Annotated in this window: 19 protein-coding genes; 11 read left to right on the forward strand and 8 right to left on the reverse strand. The window is 64.4% G+C overall.

Annotated elements, in window-relative coordinates:
- Nucleotides 1-101: 101 nt before the first annotated feature.
- The 9 genes from B447_RS05950 to B447_RS05990 all read left to right on the forward strand — a co-directional run bounded on the left by B447_RS05950 (nucleotide 102) and on the right by B447_RS05990 (nucleotide 7,009).
- Complete coding sequence (locus B447_RS05950; protein WP_002937654.1) at nucleotides 102-443, forward strand: ATP synthase subunit I; 342 nt, start codon at nucleotides 102-104, stop codon at nucleotides 441-443.
- 2 nt (nucleotides 444-445) lie between these two features.
- Nucleotides 446-1,291 carry a F0F1 ATP synthase subunit A gene (gene atpB, locus B447_RS05955; protein ID WP_002925446.1) on the forward strand — a complete coding sequence of 282 codons (846 nt, stop codon included), beginning with the start codon at nucleotides 446-448 and terminating at the stop codon, nucleotides 1,289-1,291.
- Nucleotides 1,292-1,356: 65 nt separating this feature from the next.
- The gene (atpE, locus tag B447_RS05960; RefSeq protein ID WP_002925444.1) at nucleotides 1,357-1,602 is read left to right on the forward strand and encodes a F0F1 ATP synthase subunit C; all 246 of its coding nucleotides are present in this window, start codon (nucleotides 1,357-1,359) and stop codon (nucleotides 1,600-1,602) included.
- Between the two features lie 47 nt (nucleotides 1,603-1,649).
- Nucleotides 1,650-2,123: a F0F1 ATP synthase subunit B gene (locus B447_RS05965; RefSeq protein ID WP_037982477.1), complete on the forward strand. Its 474-nt coding sequence runs from the start codon at nucleotides 1,650-1,652 to the stop codon at nucleotides 2,121-2,123.
- 3 nt (nucleotides 2,124-2,126) lie between these two features.
- Nucleotides 2,127-2,660, forward strand: a complete 534-nt coding sequence (locus tag B447_RS05970; RefSeq protein WP_002937657.1) for a F0F1 ATP synthase subunit delta — start codon at nucleotides 2,127-2,129, stop codon at nucleotides 2,658-2,660.
- 12 nt (nucleotides 2,661-2,672) lie between these two features.
- Complete coding sequence (gene atpA / locus B447_RS05975) at nucleotides 2,673-4,211, forward strand: F0F1 ATP synthase subunit alpha (protein WP_002925435.1); 1,539 nt, start codon at nucleotides 2,673-2,675, stop codon at nucleotides 4,209-4,211.
- A gap of 21 nt (nucleotides 4,212-4,232) precedes the next feature.
- The gene (atpG, locus tag B447_RS05980) at nucleotides 4,233-5,102 is read left to right on the forward strand and encodes a F0F1 ATP synthase subunit gamma (protein WP_002925433.1); all 870 of its coding nucleotides are present in this window, start codon (nucleotides 4,233-4,235) and stop codon (nucleotides 5,100-5,102) included.
- Between the two features lie 26 nt (nucleotides 5,103-5,128).
- A complete protein-coding gene (atpD, locus tag B447_RS05985; RefSeq protein ID WP_002925431.1) occupies nucleotides 5,129-6,529 on the forward strand; it encodes a F0F1 ATP synthase subunit beta in 1,401 nt (466 codons plus the stop codon).
- Between the two features lie 54 nt (nucleotides 6,530-6,583).
- On the forward strand, nucleotides 6,584-7,009 hold the full coding sequence (locus B447_RS05990; RefSeq protein WP_002925429.1) for a F0F1 ATP synthase subunit epsilon: 426 nt from the start codon (nucleotides 6,584-6,586) through the stop codon (nucleotides 7,007-7,009).
- A gap of 110 nt (nucleotides 7,010-7,119) precedes the next feature.
- Here B447_RS05990 and B447_RS05995 read toward each other — a convergent pair whose 3' ends face one another.
- The 4 genes from B447_RS05995 to B447_RS06010 all read right to left on the reverse strand — a co-directional run bounded on the left by B447_RS05995 (nucleotide 7,120) and on the right by B447_RS06010 (nucleotide 9,853).
- Nucleotides 7,120-7,707 carry a ubiquinone biosynthesis accessory factor UbiJ gene (locus tag B447_RS05995; protein ID WP_002925427.1) on the reverse strand — a complete coding sequence of 196 codons (588 nt, stop codon included), beginning with the start codon at nucleotides 7,705-7,707 and terminating at the stop codon, nucleotides 7,120-7,122.
- A gap of 68 nt (nucleotides 7,708-7,775) precedes the next feature.
- On the reverse strand, nucleotides 7,776-8,663 hold the full coding sequence (locus B447_RS06000) for a Tim44 domain-containing protein (RefSeq protein WP_002925425.1): 888 nt from the start codon (nucleotides 8,661-8,663) through the stop codon (nucleotides 7,776-7,778).
- Between the two features lie 19 nt (nucleotides 8,664-8,682).
- Nucleotides 8,683-9,420 carry a bifunctional demethylmenaquinone methyltransferase/2-methoxy-6-polyprenyl-1,4-benzoquinol methylase UbiE gene (gene ubiE, locus B447_RS06005; RefSeq protein ID WP_002925423.1) on the reverse strand — a complete coding sequence of 246 codons (738 nt, stop codon included), beginning with the start codon at nucleotides 9,418-9,420 and terminating at the stop codon, nucleotides 8,683-8,685.
- A 7-nt stretch (nucleotides 9,421-9,427) separates the two neighbouring features.
- A complete protein-coding gene (locus tag B447_RS06010) occupies nucleotides 9,428-9,853 on the reverse strand; it encodes a gamma-butyrobetaine hydroxylase-like domain-containing protein (RefSeq protein ID WP_002925422.1) in 426 nt (141 codons plus the stop codon).
- A gap of 177 nt (nucleotides 9,854-10,030) precedes the next feature.
- Here B447_RS06010 and phoB point away from each other — a divergent pair, with 177 nt between their 5' ends.
- Both phoB and phoR read left to right on the forward strand, forming a co-directional pair.
- On the forward strand, nucleotides 10,031-10,741 hold the full coding sequence (gene phoB, locus B447_RS06015; protein WP_002925421.1) for a phosphate regulon transcriptional regulator PhoB: 711 nt from the start codon (nucleotides 10,031-10,033) through the stop codon (nucleotides 10,739-10,741).
- A 59-nt stretch (nucleotides 10,742-10,800) separates the two neighbouring features.
- Nucleotides 10,801-12,096: a phosphate regulon sensor histidine kinase PhoR gene (gene phoR, locus B447_RS06020; RefSeq protein ID WP_002925420.1), complete on the forward strand. Its 1,296-nt coding sequence runs from the start codon at nucleotides 10,801-10,803 to the stop codon at nucleotides 12,094-12,096.
- On the opposite strand, the gene B447_RS06025 is transcribed toward phoR, so the two are convergent.
- The 4 genes from B447_RS06025 to gatB form a co-directional block, all read right to left on the reverse strand.
- Entirely contained in the window at nucleotides 12,077-13,687 is a 1,611-nt protein-coding gene (locus B447_RS06025) for a hypothetical protein (protein WP_002925419.1), read from the reverse strand. The genes phoR and B447_RS06025 overlap by 20 nt on opposite strands.
- Nucleotides 13,688-13,718: 31 nt before the next feature.
- Entirely contained in the window at nucleotides 13,719-14,135 is a 417-nt protein-coding gene (locus B447_RS06030) for an HIT family protein (RefSeq protein WP_002925418.1), read from the reverse strand.
- A gap of 76 nt (nucleotides 14,136-14,211) precedes the next feature.
- Complete coding sequence (locus tag B447_RS06035) at nucleotides 14,212-15,048, reverse strand: class II glutamine amidotransferase (RefSeq protein ID WP_002925416.1); 837 nt, start codon at nucleotides 15,046-15,048, stop codon at nucleotides 14,212-14,214.
- Between the two features lie 33 nt (nucleotides 15,049-15,081).
- Nucleotides 15,082-16,554 (reverse strand): Asp-tRNA(Asn)/Glu-tRNA(Gln) amidotransferase subunit GatB, encoded by a 1,473-nt coding sequence (gene gatB, locus B447_RS06040; protein WP_002925414.1) that lies wholly within the window; start codon nucleotides 16,552-16,554, stop codon nucleotides 15,082-15,084.
- Between the last annotated feature and the right edge of the window lie 20 nt (nucleotides 16,555-16,574).

The following is a 16,574-nucleotide window of genomic DNA, read 5'->3' on the forward strand; positions in this document are numbered from 1 at the left end:
TGCAATGCAACCGAGGTTTGACTTTACTGCGGTTAACCCCTACCATCCGCGGGATTTTGGGCGGTCGCCTGCGCGCGTTTGACGCAGGAGCTGTTACACCGATGCTTAAAGCCGTCATACTGCAGTTGCTAGCTACACTCCTCGCCGCGCTGATTTCTGCCGCGCTGTTCGGAGTTGCCGGGGCGATCTCGGCAGCAGCAGCGGGTCTGGCGTGTGTATTGCCGAGCTGGATGTTCGCCATGCGCCTTACGGCCATGACGCGCAAGACCGGGTCGGCGACGGTGGCTGCCTTCGTCGCAGGCGAATTCATCAAGGTCGCCTCGATAGTGGGATTGTTGGTGCTGGTGTGGGCCGTTTATCCTGACCTCCACTGGGGGGGCATGCTGATCGGGCTCGTTCTGGCGCTGAAAGCGAATTTATTTGCATTTTTGGTGAAGACCTGACCATGGCTGGAAACGCTCCCACCGCATCCGAGTATGTAACCCACCACCTCGGACACTTCAACAATTCCGGGCACCCCCAGGAAAACATCGTCGATTTCAGCATCATCAATATCGACTCGATGGTGTTTTCGATCGGACTCGGTTTGCTGACCATCTTCATCCTGTGGCTGGCCGCTCGCAAGGCGACCTCCGGCGTCCCCGGGCGCTTCCAGGGTTTCATCGAGCTCCTGGTCGAGATGGTCGCAGACCAGGCCAAGGGCATCATCCACAGCCCGGAGTCGCGCAAATTCGTTGCCCCGCTCGCGCTCACCGTGTTCGTGTGGATCTTCCTGATGAACGCGATGGACCTCGTGCCGGTCGATCTCATCCCCATGCTCTGGACCGGCATCTATTCCGCCGCAGGCGGTGATCCTGCCCACGCTTACATGCGCGTCGTGGCCACCGCCGACCTGTCCGCCACTCTGGGCATGTCCTGCGGCGTGCTGCTGCTCTGCCTGTACTACAACGTGAAGATCAAGGGTCTTGGCGGCTGGGTGCATGAGCTCTTCACCGCGCCTTTCGGCAGCCACCCGGTGCTCTACCCGATCAACTTCGCGATGCAGATCATCGAGTTCCTCGCCAAGACCATCTCGCACGGCATGCGACTCTTCGGCAACCTGTACGCTGGCGAGCTGATCTTCATCCTGATCGCGCTGCTCGGCGGCACCGCCACCGTGTTCGGCTTCGTTGGTCACGTGATCGCGGGTTCCATCTGGGCGATCTTCCACATCCTGATCATCCTGCTCCAGGCCTTCATCTTCATGATGCTGACTCTGGTGTATGTCGGTCAGGCGCACGAGAGCCACTAAGTTTCGGTTTCATCTTCAACGCAGTACCTAGTTTTTAAACTCACCTTCCCCACTAAGGAGTCGTCATGGAAAACGTTCTGGGTTTTGTTGCTCTGGCTGCTGGTCTGATCATCGGTCTCGGTGCCATCGGTGCTTGTATCGGTATCGGCATCATGGGTTCCAAGTACCTCGAAGCCTCGGCGCGCCAGCCCGAGCTGATGAACGCCCTGCAGACCAAGATGTTCCTGCTGGCCGGCCTGATCGACGCCGCGTTCCTGATCGGTGTCGGTATCGCCATGATGTTCGCCTTCGCCAACCCGTTCCAGCTCTGATCGGTTCGAGTTCATCCTTTTTTGAACCAACCTGAGGGCCAAGAACCGTGAATTTGAACGCAACTCTGATAGCCCAGCTCGTTGTGTTCTTCATTCTGGCGTGGTTCACGATGAAATTCGTGTGGCCGCCCATCGTGAAGGCACTGGACGAGCGTGCGAAGAAGATCGCAGACGGGCTGGCAGCTGCGGACAAGGCCAAGGCCGATCTGGCACTCGCCGAGAAGAAGGTCGTCGAGGAACTGCGCAAGGCCCGCGAATCCGCGGGTGACGTGCGTACCTCTGCTGAAAAGCAGGCGAGCCAGCTGATCGACGAAGCCCGCGCCGAAGCCGGTCGCATCATTGCCGCAGCGCGTGAAGCTGCCGAAGCCGAAGCCGGCGTCGCAGCGCAACGTGCCAAGGAAGCTCTCCGCGACCAGGTCGCCCATCTGGCGGTTGCCGGTGCCGAGAAGATCCTGCGCCGCGAGATCAATGTCCAGGTGCACGCCGAACTGCTTGCCAACCTGAAACAGGAACTGCAATAAGTCATGGCCGAGAACGTCACCATCGCGCGCCCCTATGCCGATGCCGCCTTCGAGCTGGCTCGCGGGGCAGGTGCGCTGGGGCCTTGGTCGGAAGCGCTGGATCGGCTCGCCTCCGTGGCGGCCGATCCCGACATGCAGGCGTGCTTCAAGAACCCCAACCTTTCTGCCGTACAGCTCGACAAGCTGATGCAGGAAGTCACGGGTGAACTGACCGCCGAACAGCAGAACTTCGTTCGTGTCCTCATCGACAACGAACGCCTGCTGGTGCTTCCGGAGATCCGTGACCTGTTCGTTGCACTCAAGAACGAACACGAAGGCGTCCTGGAGGCGGAGATCGCCTCTGCCTTCCCGCTTGACGATGCAGCGCTGGCTGCGTTGAAGGCGGACCTCGAAGCTCGCTTCAAGGCCGCGATCAACGTAACTGTCAGCCTGGACCCCGAACTCATCGGTGGGGTCCGCATTGCCGTCGGCGACGAAGTCATCGACGCCTCGGTCCGCGGCAAGCTCGCGAACATGGCCGCTGCGCTTAAGAACTAGGAGCATACATATATGCAACTCAACCCCTCTGAAATCAGTGATCTGATTAAGAGCCGGATCCAGAACCTGCAGCTCGCCGCCACGTCGCGCAACGAGGGCACGGTCGTCTCCGTGACCGACGGCATCTGCCGCGTCCACGGCCTGACCGACGTCATGCAGGGCGAAATGCTGGAATTCCCTGGCAACACCTTCGGCATGGCGCTCAACCTCGAGCGTGACTCCGTTGGCGCGGTGGTCCTCGGCGAATACGAGCACATCACCGAAGGCGACACCGTCAAGGCCACTGGCCGCATTCTCGAAGTGCCCGTCGGCCCCGAGCTGGTCGGTCGCGTCGTGAACGCCCTGGGTCAGCCGATCGACGGCAAGGGCCCGATCAACGCCAAGCTCACCGACAAGATCGAAAAGGTCGCGCCGGGCGTCATCGCCCGCCAGTCCGTTTCGCAGCCGGTGCAGACCGGCCTGAAGTCGGTTGACTCCATGGTGCCGATTGGCCGCGGCCAGCGCGAGCTGATCATCGGCGACCGTCAGACCGGCAAGACCGCGGTTGCGGTTGACGCGATCATCAACCAGAAGGGCCAGGACATGTACTGCGTGTACGTGGCCATCGGCCAGAAGGCCTCCACCGTTGCCAACGTCGTGCGCAAGCTGGAAGAGAACGGCGCGATGGAGTACACCATCGTTGTCGCCGCCACCGCGTCGGAATCGGCCGCCATGCAGTATCTGGCCGCCTACGCTGGTTGCACCATGGGCGAGTACTTCCGCGACCGCGGCATGGACGCGCTGATCGTTTATGACGATCTGACCAAGCAGGCCTGGGCTTACCGTCAGGTCTCCCTGCTGCTGCGCCGTCCGCCGGGCCGTGAAGCCTACCCGGGCGACGTGTTCTACCTGCACTCCCGTCTGCTCGAGCGTGCCGCGCGCGTCAACGCCGACTACGTCGAGAAGTTCACCAACGGTGAAGTCAAGGGCAAGACCGGTTCGCTGACCGCCCTCCCGGTCATCGAGACCCAGGCCGGCGACGTGTCCGCGTTCGTTCCGACGAACGTGATCTCGATTACCGACGGCCAGATCTTCCTCGAGACCGACCTCTTCAACGCCGGTATCCGTCCCGCGATCAACGCCGGTATCTCGGTGTCCCGCGTCGGTGGTGCTGCGCAGACCAAGGTCGTCAAGAAGCTGTCCGGCGGTATCCGTACCGACCTCGCGCAGTACCGCGAGCTCGCCGCCTTCGCTCAGTTCGCTTCCGACCTGGACGATGCGACCCGCAAGCAGCTCGAGCGCGGCCGCCGCGTGACCGAACTGATGAAGCAGGCCCAGTACGCACCGATGTCGATCGCCGACATGGCCATCGTGCTTTACGCGGTCAACAACGGCTACTTCGACGATGTCGATGTCGCACGTGTGCTGCCGTTCGAAGCCGCGCTGCTGCAGTTCGTCAAGACCAAGCAGGCTGACCTGGTCTCCTCGATCCTGAGCAAGAAGGAACTGGACGCCGACGGCGAAAAGACCCTGGCTGCCGCGATCGCCGAGTTCAAGAAGAGCTGGGCCTAAGACTGGCGAGGGAGACGGAATATGGCTAGCGGTAAGGAAATCCGTACCAAGATCAAGAGCGTGCAAAACACGCGCAAGATCACCAAGGCCATGGAGATGGTGGCCGCGTCCAAGATGCGCAAGGCGCAGGACCGGATGCGCGCTGCCCGCCCCTTTGCCGAGAAGATCCGCCGACTCGCCGCGAACCTGTCCCAGGCCAATGTGACCGACTACAAGCACCCGTTCCTGGTCCGCAAGGACCAGGTGAGGCGGGTGGGGCTGATCCTGGTGACCACCGACAAGGGTTTGTGCGGTGGTCTCAACACCAACGTCCAGCGTATCGCGCTCAACGCGATGAAGGACTGGGAGTCCGCCGGCGTGACCGAGATCCGTGCCTGCTGCATCGGCAACAAGGGTCTGGGCTTCATGCAGCGCATGGGCGCCAAGGTGGTGTCGAACGTCACCCAGTTGGGTGACACGCCGCACCTGGAAAAGCTGATCGGTCCGGTCAAGGTCATGCTCGACGCGTTCCAGAACGACGAGCTCGACGCGGTCTACATCGCTTACACCCGCTTCGTGAACACCATGAAGCAGGAGCCGGTACTCGAGCAGGTTCTGCCGCTCACCGGCGAGAAGCTGGGCACGCCCGAGAGCTCCTGGGACTACCTCTACGAGCCGGATCCGCAGGTCGTCATCGACGAGCTGCTGGTGCGTTACGTCGAGGCGCTGGTCTATCAGGCCGTGGCCGAGAACATGGCATCCGAACAGAGCGCGCGCATGGTGGCGATGAAGGCCGCTTCCGACAATGCCAAGAACGTGATTGGCGAGCTTCAGCTGGTCTACAACAAGACCCGCCAGGCTGCGATCACCAAGGAGCTGTCGGAAATCGTCGGCGGCGCCGCCGCGGTGTAACGGATTATTGATTTAAGGATATGACGATGAGTCAAGGTACGATCGTTCAGTGCATCGGCGCCGTGGTGGACATTCAGTTCCCGCGCGATTCGATGCCCAAGGTGTATGACGCCCTGAAGCTCGAGGACGCTGCCGACTCCTTCGCCGAAGCTGGCCTGACCTTCGAGGTCCAGCAGCAGCTCGGTGATGGCGTGGTGCGTACCATCGCGCTGGGTTCCTCCGACGGCCTGCGCCGCGGCATGAAGGTTTCCAACACCGGCAAGCCGATCTCGGTGCCGGTTGGCCACGGCACGCTGGGCCGCATCATGGACGTGCTGGGTCGCCCGATCGACGAAGCCGGCCCGATCGAGACCGACGAGCTGCGCGCGATTCACCAGAAGGCGCCGAAGTTCGACGAGCTGTCGCCGTCGGTCGAGCTGCTCGAAACCGGCATCAAGGTTATCGACCTGATCTGCCCGTTCGCCAAGGGCGGCAAGGTGGGTCTGTTCGGTGGCGCCGGCGTCGGCAAGACCGTGAACATGATGGAGCTGATCAACAACATCGCGAAGCAGCACTCCGGTCTGTCGGTGTTCGCTGGCGTGGGTGAGCGTACCCGTGAGGGCAACGACTTCTACCACGAGATGAAGGACTCCAACGTTCTCGACAAGGTTGCGATGGTGTTCGGTCAGATGAACGAGCCCCCGGGCAACCGTCTGCGCGTGGCGCTGACCGGTCTGACCATGGCCGAGCGCTTCCGTGACGAAGGCCGCGACATCCTGTTCTTCGTGGATAACATCTACCGCTACACCCTGGCCGGTACCGAAGTGTCCGCGCTGCTGGGTCGTATGCCGTCCGCGGTGGGTTACCAGCCGACGCTGGCCGAAGAAATGGGCCGTCTGCAGGAGCGCATCACCTCGACCAAGGTTGGCTCGATCACCTCGATCCAGGCCGTGTATGTGCCGGCGGATGACTTGACCGACCCGTCGCCCGCTACCACCTTCCTGCACCTCGACTCCACCGTCGTGCTGTCGCGTGACATCGCCGCGCTGGGTATCTACCCGGCCGTTGATCCGCTCGACTCCACCTCGCGCCAGCTCGATCCGCTGGTCGTGGGCGAAGAGCACTACGGTGTGGCCCGCCAGGTTCAGCAGACCCTGCAGAAGTACAAGGAACTGCGCGACATCATCGCGATTCTGGGCATGGACGAACTGTCGCCGGAAGACAAGCTCTCCGTGGCTCGTGCGCGTAAGATCCAGCGCTTCCTGTCGCAGCCCTTCCACGTTGCGGAAGTGTTTACCGGCTCGCCGGGCAAGTACGTCTCGCTGAAGGACACGATCAAGGGCTTCAAGATGATCGTCAGCGGCGAGCTGGACAGCCTGCCGGAACAGGCTTTCTACATGGTCGGCAACATCGACGAGGCCATCGAGAAGGCCAAGAAGCTCCAGTAACGAGGCTGCCCGCGCGCCACGTGTGTGGTGCGCGGGACATCAAGGGGAAACACTATGGCTATGACGGTTCACGTCGACATCGTCAGCGCGGAAGAGCAGATCTTCTCCGGGCTGGCGGAATTCGTCGCGCTGCCTGGCGAGACGGGTGAACTCGGCATCCTGCCTGGTCACATGCCGCTCATGACCCGGATCAAGCCGGGCGCCGTGCGTGTGCGTGCCCAGAACGCAACCGAGGACGAACTGGTTTTCGTTGCGGGTGGCCTGCTGGAAGTTCAACCGGGTCTGGTGACGGTGCTTGCCGACACCGCGATCCGCGGCAAGGATCTCGACGAAGCGAAGGCGCTCGAAGCCAAGCGCAAGGCCGAGGAAGCCATGGCCAACCAGACCGCGCGTCTGGACTATGCCAAGGCCCAGGCCGAGCTGATGGAAGCGGTGGCGCAACTTGCCGCCATCCAGCGTCTGCGCAAGCGCGGGCACTGAGCGGGCTTGCCTTGTACCTTGGTACAAGGCGCCGGACAACAAAAAAGCAGCTCTGCGGAGCTGCTTTTTTGCTTTCTGCGCCATGAGCGCCGCGCAGGCGCAAAGGCTGTTCAACGCCGACGGCGGCTTTCGAGGCGCTGCAACCGCTTGTCCAGCCTGGCCAGATCGTCGCGCAGTGCGATGAGCGCCTGCGCATGTTCTGGCAGGGCATGACGCGATACCAGCAGTGGCGCCTCTTCGGTGAGGTACTCGGCCAGCGTACCGCCCGCGCGCTGTGCAGAGCGCCGGCCTTGATCCATCAGCTGCTTGCCGCCTTCGACCAGGCGGTGGGCGGCAATGTCGCCGAACAGGCGTGCCAGGTCTTCCTCGGCGTCCCAACGTAAATGACGGAAAACGAAGCCGAGCGCTTCGGCAAACTCGGCGTTGCCCTCGATGCGCACGTGGCGCATGGCGGTCTCCAGCCCGTCTACCAGTAGGCGTGGAAGCTCGCCAACCAACAGGTGAAGGCTGACATCCGGCGCCTGGGCGGCGCTCCATTCGGCCAGATAGCCGTCCGCTGCAATACAGAAATCGATGTCGCCCAGAGGTTGCACCGACAGGCGTGCAGTCTGTCCCGCGTGGGCCTGCAGGCGCGCACGCGCCCATCCTGCCTGCGAGAGAAGGTGGTTGGTGGCGGTCAGGAAGACGCTTGACAGCATGGGAAGCCCCAAAAGCAAAGGAGGCACGCCAAGGTGCCTCCAGTCACGGGTGTGAGATCAGTTGCCGATCACTGCGTCTGCTGGACGCCAGCAATCAGCCAGCCACCTTCGCCGCTGATCGGCTTGGTGAGGTGCCAGATCTCGTCGAACGCCACAGGTGCGGCGTCAGCCTCTTCGCGCAGCAAGCCGGTGAAGCGCACGCTCACGATGTAGCGGTTGTCGGCCTCCTCCACATCGATGACCTCGGCGTTGAGCTCGACGACGTCGGTGCGCTGTTCGGCGCCGCGGCGCTCGTTGAGTTGCATGCACAACTCGGCGAACACCTCGGGCGTGGTGAATTCGCGCAGGTCGTCCAGGTTGCCGGCGTCGTTCGCTGCCTGCAGGCGGATGAAGTTCAGCTTGGCCTGACGGGCGAAGCCGTCGGCGTCGAAGCCGGAGGCGACGGCCTTTTCGAGGCCGCTGGCTGCGACTGCTCCAGCTTCACCGCTGCCGCCGAACGGCTGCTGGGCCTGGAAGGCGGTGGTGCCGGCCGGGCTCGCCGCAGCGCCGGCGGAGGCGCCTGCGTACTGCATGCGGTTGGGCTGCGTACCGGCAGCCGCACCACGGCGGAAGATCATGCGGAAGATGAAGAAGGCGGCAGCAGCCAGCAGCAGGATCATGAAGAAGTTGGCAAAGCCTTCGCCCAGGCCCAGGTGCGAGAACAGGGCGGCCAGGCCGAGACCGGCGGCGAGGCCGGCGATCGGGCCCATCCAAGAGCGGCTCTGCGCGGCCGGTGCAGCGGCCCCCTGGCGCGGTGCCTGTTGCGTGGCAGCGGGTTGGCGCGGCTGGGCCGGCGGCGTGGCCTGGCGCTGCATGCCGAAGCTGCTGCCGCCGCCGAGGCGCTTGGCTTCGGCCTCAGGGATCACGAAGGCAAACGAGGCGATCGCGAGGACGAGGGTCATGAAGAAGGATTTCATTGGTACGTGGTCTCCGGTTTCAAAGCTTGTATCCGCGGTGCAGCGCAACGACGCCTGCACTGAGGTTGAAGTAGTCGACTCGGGAGAGCCCGGCTTGTTCCATCATCGACTTCAATTCTTCCTGGCCAGGATGCATGCGGATCGATTCGGCCAGGTAGCGGTAGCTGTCGGCGTCGTTCGCCACCTTTTGCCCCATCCAGGGCAGCAGCTTGAAGGAGTACAGGTCATAGAACGGTGACAGCGGCTTCCACACCCGCGAGAACTCGAGTACCAGCAGGCGGCCGCCCGGACGCAGCACGCGGCGCATCTCGGCGAGCGCGACGTCCTTGTGCGTCATGTTGCGCAGGCCGAAGGCGACGGTGACGCAGTCGAACCAGTCGTCGGGGAAGGGAAGCTTTTCGGCGTTGCACTGCGCCACGGGCATTGCGAATCCGTGGTCGACGAGACGGTCGCGGCCACGCGAGAGCATCGCGTGATTGATGTCCGTGAGCCAGACCTGGCCCTTGCGGCCGACCTTGCGCGAAAACGCCAGCGAGAGGTCTGCGGTGCCGCCGGCAACGTCGAGTACGCGGTCGCCTTCGCGCACGCCCGACACCTGAATGGCGAAGTGCTTCCAGACGCGGTGCAGTCCGAGCGACATCAGGTCGTTCATGATGTCGTACTTCTGGGCAACCGAGGAGAATACCTCGGCGACCTTCTTTTCCTTCTGTTCCTCGGCGACGGTTTCGAAGCCGAAGTGCGTGGTCTTGTCGCTCATGCCGTTCTCAGTGGTGATGGCCGCAGCCGCCCGCCTTGGGAGCAGCTGCCGGTACCAGGGCGGGGTCGCGCGTGCCGCCTTGTTGCTCGAGGCGCTCGAGGTAGGCCGCCCACAGGGCCTCCTGCTCGCGTCCGAGGCCGTAGAGGTAGTCCCAGGAGTACAGGCCGCTGTCGTGGCCGTCCGAAAATACCGGCTTGATCGCGTAGTTTCCGACCGGCGAGATGTCGACGATATCGATGTCGCGCTTGCCCTGCTGCAGCGTCTCCTGGCCCGGTCCGTGGCCGCGGACCTCGGCAGAAGGGGAATAGACGCGCAGGAACTCGAAGGGCAGCTGGAAGCGGCTGCCGTCGTCGAAGGCGATCTCGAGCGTCCTGGACTTGCGGTGTACCGTGATGTCGGTGGGAGTCGGCGTGTTCTGGTCGAGTCCGGCCATGGCTTGAATCCCGATTATGGGGTCACAATCATACCCGAATCGGAGGCTGCTCGTTCCGGGGTTGGCTTGCGTGAGGGGCGCGGGATCGTGGGTGCGGGTATTGCATTGCGATGACGTGTCATGAAAGCGTCAAAGAGCTGCAATACACTGCCGCTGCTGCTAACAGGGAGTTCAGGCATGCCAGCGAACATATTGCTTGTGGAAGACGAACCGGCGATTCAGGAGCTCATCGCGGCAAACCTGAGCCGTGCGGGGCACCATGTGGTGCGCGCCGCGGACGCGGAGACGGCGCATCGTATCGTGCGCGAGGCCTTGCCGGATCTCGTGCTGCTCGACTGGATGCTACCGGGCGCTTCAGGGATCGAGTTTGCCCGCCGCCTGCGTGCCGAGGAGCGCACCCGCGACATTCCGATCATCATGCTCACCGCGCGTGGCGAGGAGCAGGACAAGGTGACCGGCCTCGAGACCGGTGCTGATGACTACATCACCAAGCCCTTCAGTCCGCGCGAACTCGTCGCCCGCATCAAGGCGGTGCTGCGCAGGCGCGCACCGCAGGCGACCGAGGATGCGGTGGAGCTTGGCGGCTTGCGCCTGGACCCGGCCACGCACCGCGTCAGTGCGGGTGAAACCGCACTCTCACTCGGCCCGACCGAGTTCCGCCTGCTGCATTTCCTGATGACGCATCCCGAGCGTGTCCACTCCCGTGCCCAACTGCTCGACCAGGTTTGGGGCGATCATGTTTTCGTCGAGGAGCGCACGGTGGATGTCCACATCCGGCGCCTGCGTTGCGCACTCGAGCCGACCGCCCACGACGCCTTGATCCAGACCGTGCGCGGAAGCGGCTACCGCTTCTCGGTGCATGCGCCGCTGGCATCGAACGCGTCATAATCGTGCCTTCGCTCTCGCGTGGGAATGGCGTGATCCATCGATCGACTCGAAACATCGGGGTGGCCGCGGTGGCGCCATTTGTCGCCGTGCTCGTACTGGCGATGCTCGCTGCGGCTTTGCGCGGCAGCGATGCCGCGCTGGCGCTGCTCATGATCGGTTTCGTGGCTGCGGCTATGCTGCTCGCGCGCAACCTGCGTCTCCTCGTCGAGTGGGCGCGCCAGCCGGTCGGTACGCCACCACCACAGGGCGAGGGGCTGTGGGGGACGGTATTCGCCGAGATCGGCGAGCGCCTGCAGCGCGAATGCGACGTCAAGGAGAAGCTGTCGGCCGAACTGGCCCGCTTCCAGCACGCCGCGCAGGCCATGCCCGATGGGGTGCTGTATCTCGATGAGGACGATGCCATCGAGTGGATGAACCCGATGGCCGAGCAGCATTTCGGGCTCGATCGTCGCAAGGATCTGCGCAGCCCGCTGCCCAACCTGGTCCGCCAGCCCGAGTTCGCAGCCTATCTTGCGTCCAGGGATTATTCCGAGCCTCTCGTGCTGCATGCCCTGCGGCGACGGGATGGCACTCTCCAGGTACTGGTCATTCCGTTCGCGGGCAAGCAACGCATGGTGCTGTCGCGCGATGTATCGCAGCTCGAGCGCCTGGAGAACGTACGCCGCGACTTCGTGGCCAACGTCTCGCACGAGATGCGCACGCCCCTGACCGTGGTGGGGGGCTTCCTCGAGACGCTGATCGATGGGCTCGACGATTTTTCACGCGAAGACGTCATCCACTTCCTGACCCTGGCCAGCGAGCAATCCACGCGCATGCAGCGTCTCATCGAGGAGCTGCTTACCCTGTCCGCACTCGAGACCGGTGCGCCGGCCCAGATCGACGACGAGCCGGTCGATGCGGTGGGCTTGGTGCGTGAGGTGGCGGCCGAGGCTGAACTGCTGTCGGCCGGGCGCCACACGCTGAGTCTGGTGGTCGAAGGCGAGGCAGCCCTGCTTGGCAGCCGCAAGGAGCTTCACAGTGCGTTCTCCAACCTGGCAAGCAACGCGGTACGCTACACCCCGGCCGGAGGACATATAGAGATCGGCTGGCGCGCCGGGCTGGAGTGCGGTGAGTACTGGGTTCGTGACGACGGAATCGGTATCGATCCGGCTCATATCCCGCGCCTGACCGAACGCTTCTATCGTGTCGATCGCGGGCGTTCGCGGGAGACGGGCGGAACCGGGCTCGGACTGGCGATCGTCAAGCACATCGTGACCCGGCACCAGGGCGAGCTCGTCATCGAAAGCGAACTCGGCAAGGGCAGCCGCTTCGCGATGCGTTTTCCTGCGCCGCGACTCAGGATGCAGCGCCCGTAACGTCGGTGAAGCTGCACTGGTCGAAGTTGGGGCCGCGCAGCAGCAGCTTGTCGAGTTCGATCATGCGGGTGGCTGCGCCATCGCGCAGTTCGACCACGCGCGCCTTGCGGAACCACTGTGCGGGCAGTACCACCGACTCAGCGGCCTTGAGTGCAGGCGTGGCCGGCAGCAGAAAAGCCTGGTGGTAGGGGTCCCTGCTCGCGGCCGATGAAGGTCGTGCGGCGACTACGCGCGGCATGCCCGCCAGCACGTTGATGCCGAGTTCCAGCGCGCCGTCGTCGCGGAACATCATCCAGCAGATGTCTGCAAGCAGGAAAGCCTGTCCGTCGGGCGGCCGGATGGCGACGAGCTGATGATGTTCCAGGCGGGCCTGGTCGCCGTCACGCAGCAGCTGGAGTCTGAAGCCGCCGACGGACTGGTCGAGGAGGGTCCACGATGCCGCCTCCAGGCCAAGCAGGGCGGCCTGCTCGCGGCGGCGCCGGGCCAGCTTTTCCGGGGTGTCGATCTCGGGAACGAGTTCGCCGAAGGTCAGCAGCGAAATGTCGTCGCGCAGTGCCCCGATGTGGCGTCCACCATTCGGCTGCTGGAAGACTTCGCCCTGGATGAGGTAGCCCATGGCCAGCCAGTCGCCGGACAGCGCCACCTCGCCCGTCTTGTTGCGGCGCGGGAAGCGCCGCCCTGCGCTGGCCAGCCCCCACGGCCGGTAGAGCGACAGCAGCAGCCGGCCGGCGTCGGCCGTCGAGCAGTCCTTGCCGAGGCCGAGTGATGCGGGTTTGGCGCCATGGCGGAACTGCGCCATCACGGCCTGAATCTGTGTCGCCAGTGTCGAGCCGTCGAAGCGGAGCAGGGTTGCGGTGCGCGAAAGCAGGCCGAGCGGGCGCAGGCCCAGGTCGGAGTCGAGCTCCACACCGTAGGTTGTCGATTTGGCTTCGTCGATGTGCTCATCGAGCGTGCAGTAGGGGGCAAAGCGCTGCGCCCAGCGCAGCACCCACCTGAGCTCCCGTTCACTGCGGCCATAGGGATTTGCCAGGTCGACGAGGAGGATCGCGACGTAGGTTTCGCGCGGACTCTGGGCGTGCCAGGTCTCGTTGAGCGGCTCGGCAACGCGGATCTCGGCGAGCCCCGCATGCAGTGCCGCTCCATAGGCCTCGTGCACGGTGTGCCACATGCCGGGCTCGAGCGCGCGGTGCGCCCTGAAGTACTCGAACAGGGCAAGGCCGGCGTAGAAGATCCGGCGTTCCGCGAGGAGCGGGCGCTGGTCCTCCAGGGTGCCCTCGTCGGCGTCACGTTCGGCGATGTGCGCATACGACCGCGCCACGTCCTGCCACAGCGCAACCACCTCGTGCAGGGTGCGGTTCTCGTCACCGTCCGGCGGCAGCGGGCGGGCCGCATAGCGCCCCCCCAGCTCGGTCTGGACGAAGTCGAGCGCTTCGCGCGCAGCCTCCAGAACCTCGAGGTGTTGGTTGGGGGCGGGCTTGCCCTCGAGCAGGCCGCGAATGATCAGGCCGAGCGTTTCATGCGTCGCGTGGACGTCGACTGTGCGCAGATTCCGCAACTGCTCCAGGCAGAAGGAGGGCTGGGTGTAGTCCATGAGGTCGGATTCGATATGCACGGCTGGGTAGTCAGTGGGACCGCGGGCCCAGCGCCGCCTCGATCGCACGCGCCAGTGCGACCGCCTCGGCGCCCGCATGTGCGATGCCTTCGCGCTGGGGAGCGCCCCAGATGGACTCGGGGTAATGGCGGTCGTCCCGGTAGCGCGGTATGACGTGCCAGTGAAGGTGCGGCACCATGTTGCCGAAGCTCGCGAGGTTGATCTTGTCCGGGTGCAGGAGCCCGCGCAGCGCACTCTCGGTCGCCATCACGATGTCGAGCAGGTGCTGGCGGTCGGCGGGCATGAGGTCGGTCATCTCGGCCACATGCTCACGCCACACCACGCGGCAAAAACCGGGGTGGGCTGCGTCATCGACACGGATGACCCGGCAGCGATCGTCTTCCCAGACGACTTGCTCCGGGGGCAGGGAGCACAGAGGACAGTCCATGCGCGTCTTCGATCCTGGAGTTTGGAGTCACGAACCTACACTTTAACCCGTCGCCATGATTATGGACGAGGAACTGTTACGCGTTATGGGAGCTGTCGCCTGCCGCCGTGCGCGGATAGTCCTGAGCGACCGTCGCGCCCGGGCCGAGTTCGACCGGATGGCCGTTCTGGAACGCGATCAGCGTGCCGGCGGGAATGTCGTTCCACGCCTCGTTGTCGGTGAGTGCGGTGGTGGCGATGACGGCGACGCGGTCCTCGGGCGTGGTCACCTCGTTGAAGTCGACCGTGAGGTCCTCGTCGGACAGATGTGCAAGCGGGAATGGCGCCTGGCGCACGATGTAGCACAGGCGCGACGAGCAATGCACGAACAGCCAGTCGCCGTCCGAGAGCAGGAAGTTGAACTCGCCGAGGCGGCCGATCTCGCAAGCCAGCTCGCGCAGCGCCGCGAACAGCGCCTCGGGTGTCGGTGCGCCGTCGCCGAAGCGCTGGGCCAGCGTGTCCATGATGAAGCAGAAGGCGAGTTCCGAATCGGTCGTGCCGACGGGGGTAAAGCGTCCGGACAGCGACGGGGCGAAGTCCTTCAGGTTGCCATTGTGGGCAAAGATCCAGTAGCGGCCCCACAGCTCGCGCTGGAAGGGGTGGGTGTTCTCCAGCCGCACCTCGCCCTGCGTCGCCTTGCGGATGTGGGCGATGACGTTCAGTGAGCGGATCGGGTAGTGCTTGACCAACTCCGCCACCGGCGAGTGTGCGCTGGGGGCGGGGTCGAGGAAGACGCGTACCCCACGCCCTTCGAAGAAGGCGATGCCCCAGCCGTCGCGGTGGTGGTCGGTGAGGCCACCGCGCGCGCGAAAGCCCGAAAACGAAAAGCAGATGTCGGTCGGCACGTTGCAGTTCATGCCCAGCAACTGGCACATCGTCTAACCCTCCGTTCTCGTCAGCCTTCGACGTCAGCTGCCGAGCTTCTTCCTGAGCAGCTCATTGACCTGCGCCGGGCTGGCCTTGCCCTTGCTGGCCTTCATGACCTGGCCCACGAGCGCGTTGAAGGCCTTGTCCTTGCCAGCGCGGAACTCATCCACGGATTTCTGGTTGGCGGCGAGAACCTCGTCGATCATCGCTTCGATCGCGCCGCTGTCGGTGACCTGCCTGAGGCCCTGCTTGTCGATGACTTCGTCAGCCGTAGCGCCCTCGCCGTTCCACAGCGCCTCGAACACCTTCTTGCCGATGGCGTTGGAGATGGTGTTGTCGGCAATGCGTGCGACCAGCCCGGCCAGCTGCGCGGGCGACACCGGTGAGTCGGTGATGTCGAGCTCGGCCTTGTTGAGGCGGGCGGCGAGGTCGCCCATCACCCAGTTGGCGCAGAGCTTGGGCAACTGAGCGGCCAGCGCCGTGCCTGCGGCCGACACCGTGGCCTGGTAGAAGTCGGCGACTTCCTTGGACGCGGTGAGCGTGGTGGCATCGTAGGCGGACAGACCCCAGTCGTCCATGAAGCGCGCCTTCATCGCCACCGGCAATTCGGGCATCGCAGCCTGCACGCGCGCTTTCCAGTCCGGGGAGATCATCAGCGGCAGCAGGTCGGGGTCGGGGAAGTAGCGATAGTCGTGGGCGTCTTCCTTGCTGCGCATCATGCGCGTCTCGCCCGTGTCGGGGTCGAACAGGACCGTGGCCTGCTGGATGCGGCCGCCGTCCTCCAGGGTGTCGATCTGCCACTGAACTTCAAAGTCGATGGCCTGTTGCAGAAAGCGGAAGGAATTGAGGTTCTTGATCTCACGCCGGGTGCCGAATTCGGTCGCGCCCTTCTTGCGCACCGACACGTTGGCGTCGCAGCGGAACGAGCCCTCCTGCATGTTGCCATCGCAGATGTCGATCCAGCGTACCAGCGCGTGCAGCGTGCGGGCGTAGGCCACGGCTTCGGCAGCGGAGCGCATGTCGGGCTCGGAGACGATCTCGAGCAGTGGCGTGCCGGCGCGGTTGAGGTCGATACCGGTCATGCCGTGGAAGTCCTCGTGAAGGCTCTTGCCGGCGTCTTCCTCGAGGTGGGCACGGGTCAGGCGCACCGTCTTCTCGTAGGCCGCCTCGCCCTCGCCGACGCGGATGGTGATCTCGCCGCCGACCACCACAGGCAGGTCCATCTGGCTGATCTGGTAGCCCTTGGGGAGGTCGGGGTAGAAGTAGTTCTTGCGCGCGAACACGCTCTTCTCGGCCACTTCGGCGCCGATCGCGAGGCCAAAGCGGATCGCGCGCTCGACCGCGCCGCGGTTGAGCACCGGCAGCACGCCGGGCAGGGCGATGTCCACCGCGCTCGCCTGGCGGTTGGCTTCGGCGCCGAAGGCGGTGCTGGCGCCGGAGAAGATCTTGCTGGCGGTGTTGAGCTGGGCGTGGACTTCCAGCCCGATGACGACTTCCCAATCGGATCGGCTCATGGTGTGTTCTCGTGTTGCGT

Origin of the sequence: Thauera sp. 27 (assembly GCF_000310125.2) — a bacterium.
In the GTDB taxonomy this organism is placed as follows: Bacteria; Pseudomonadota; Gammaproteobacteria; order Burkholderiales; family Rhodocyclaceae; genus Thauera; species Thauera mechernichensis.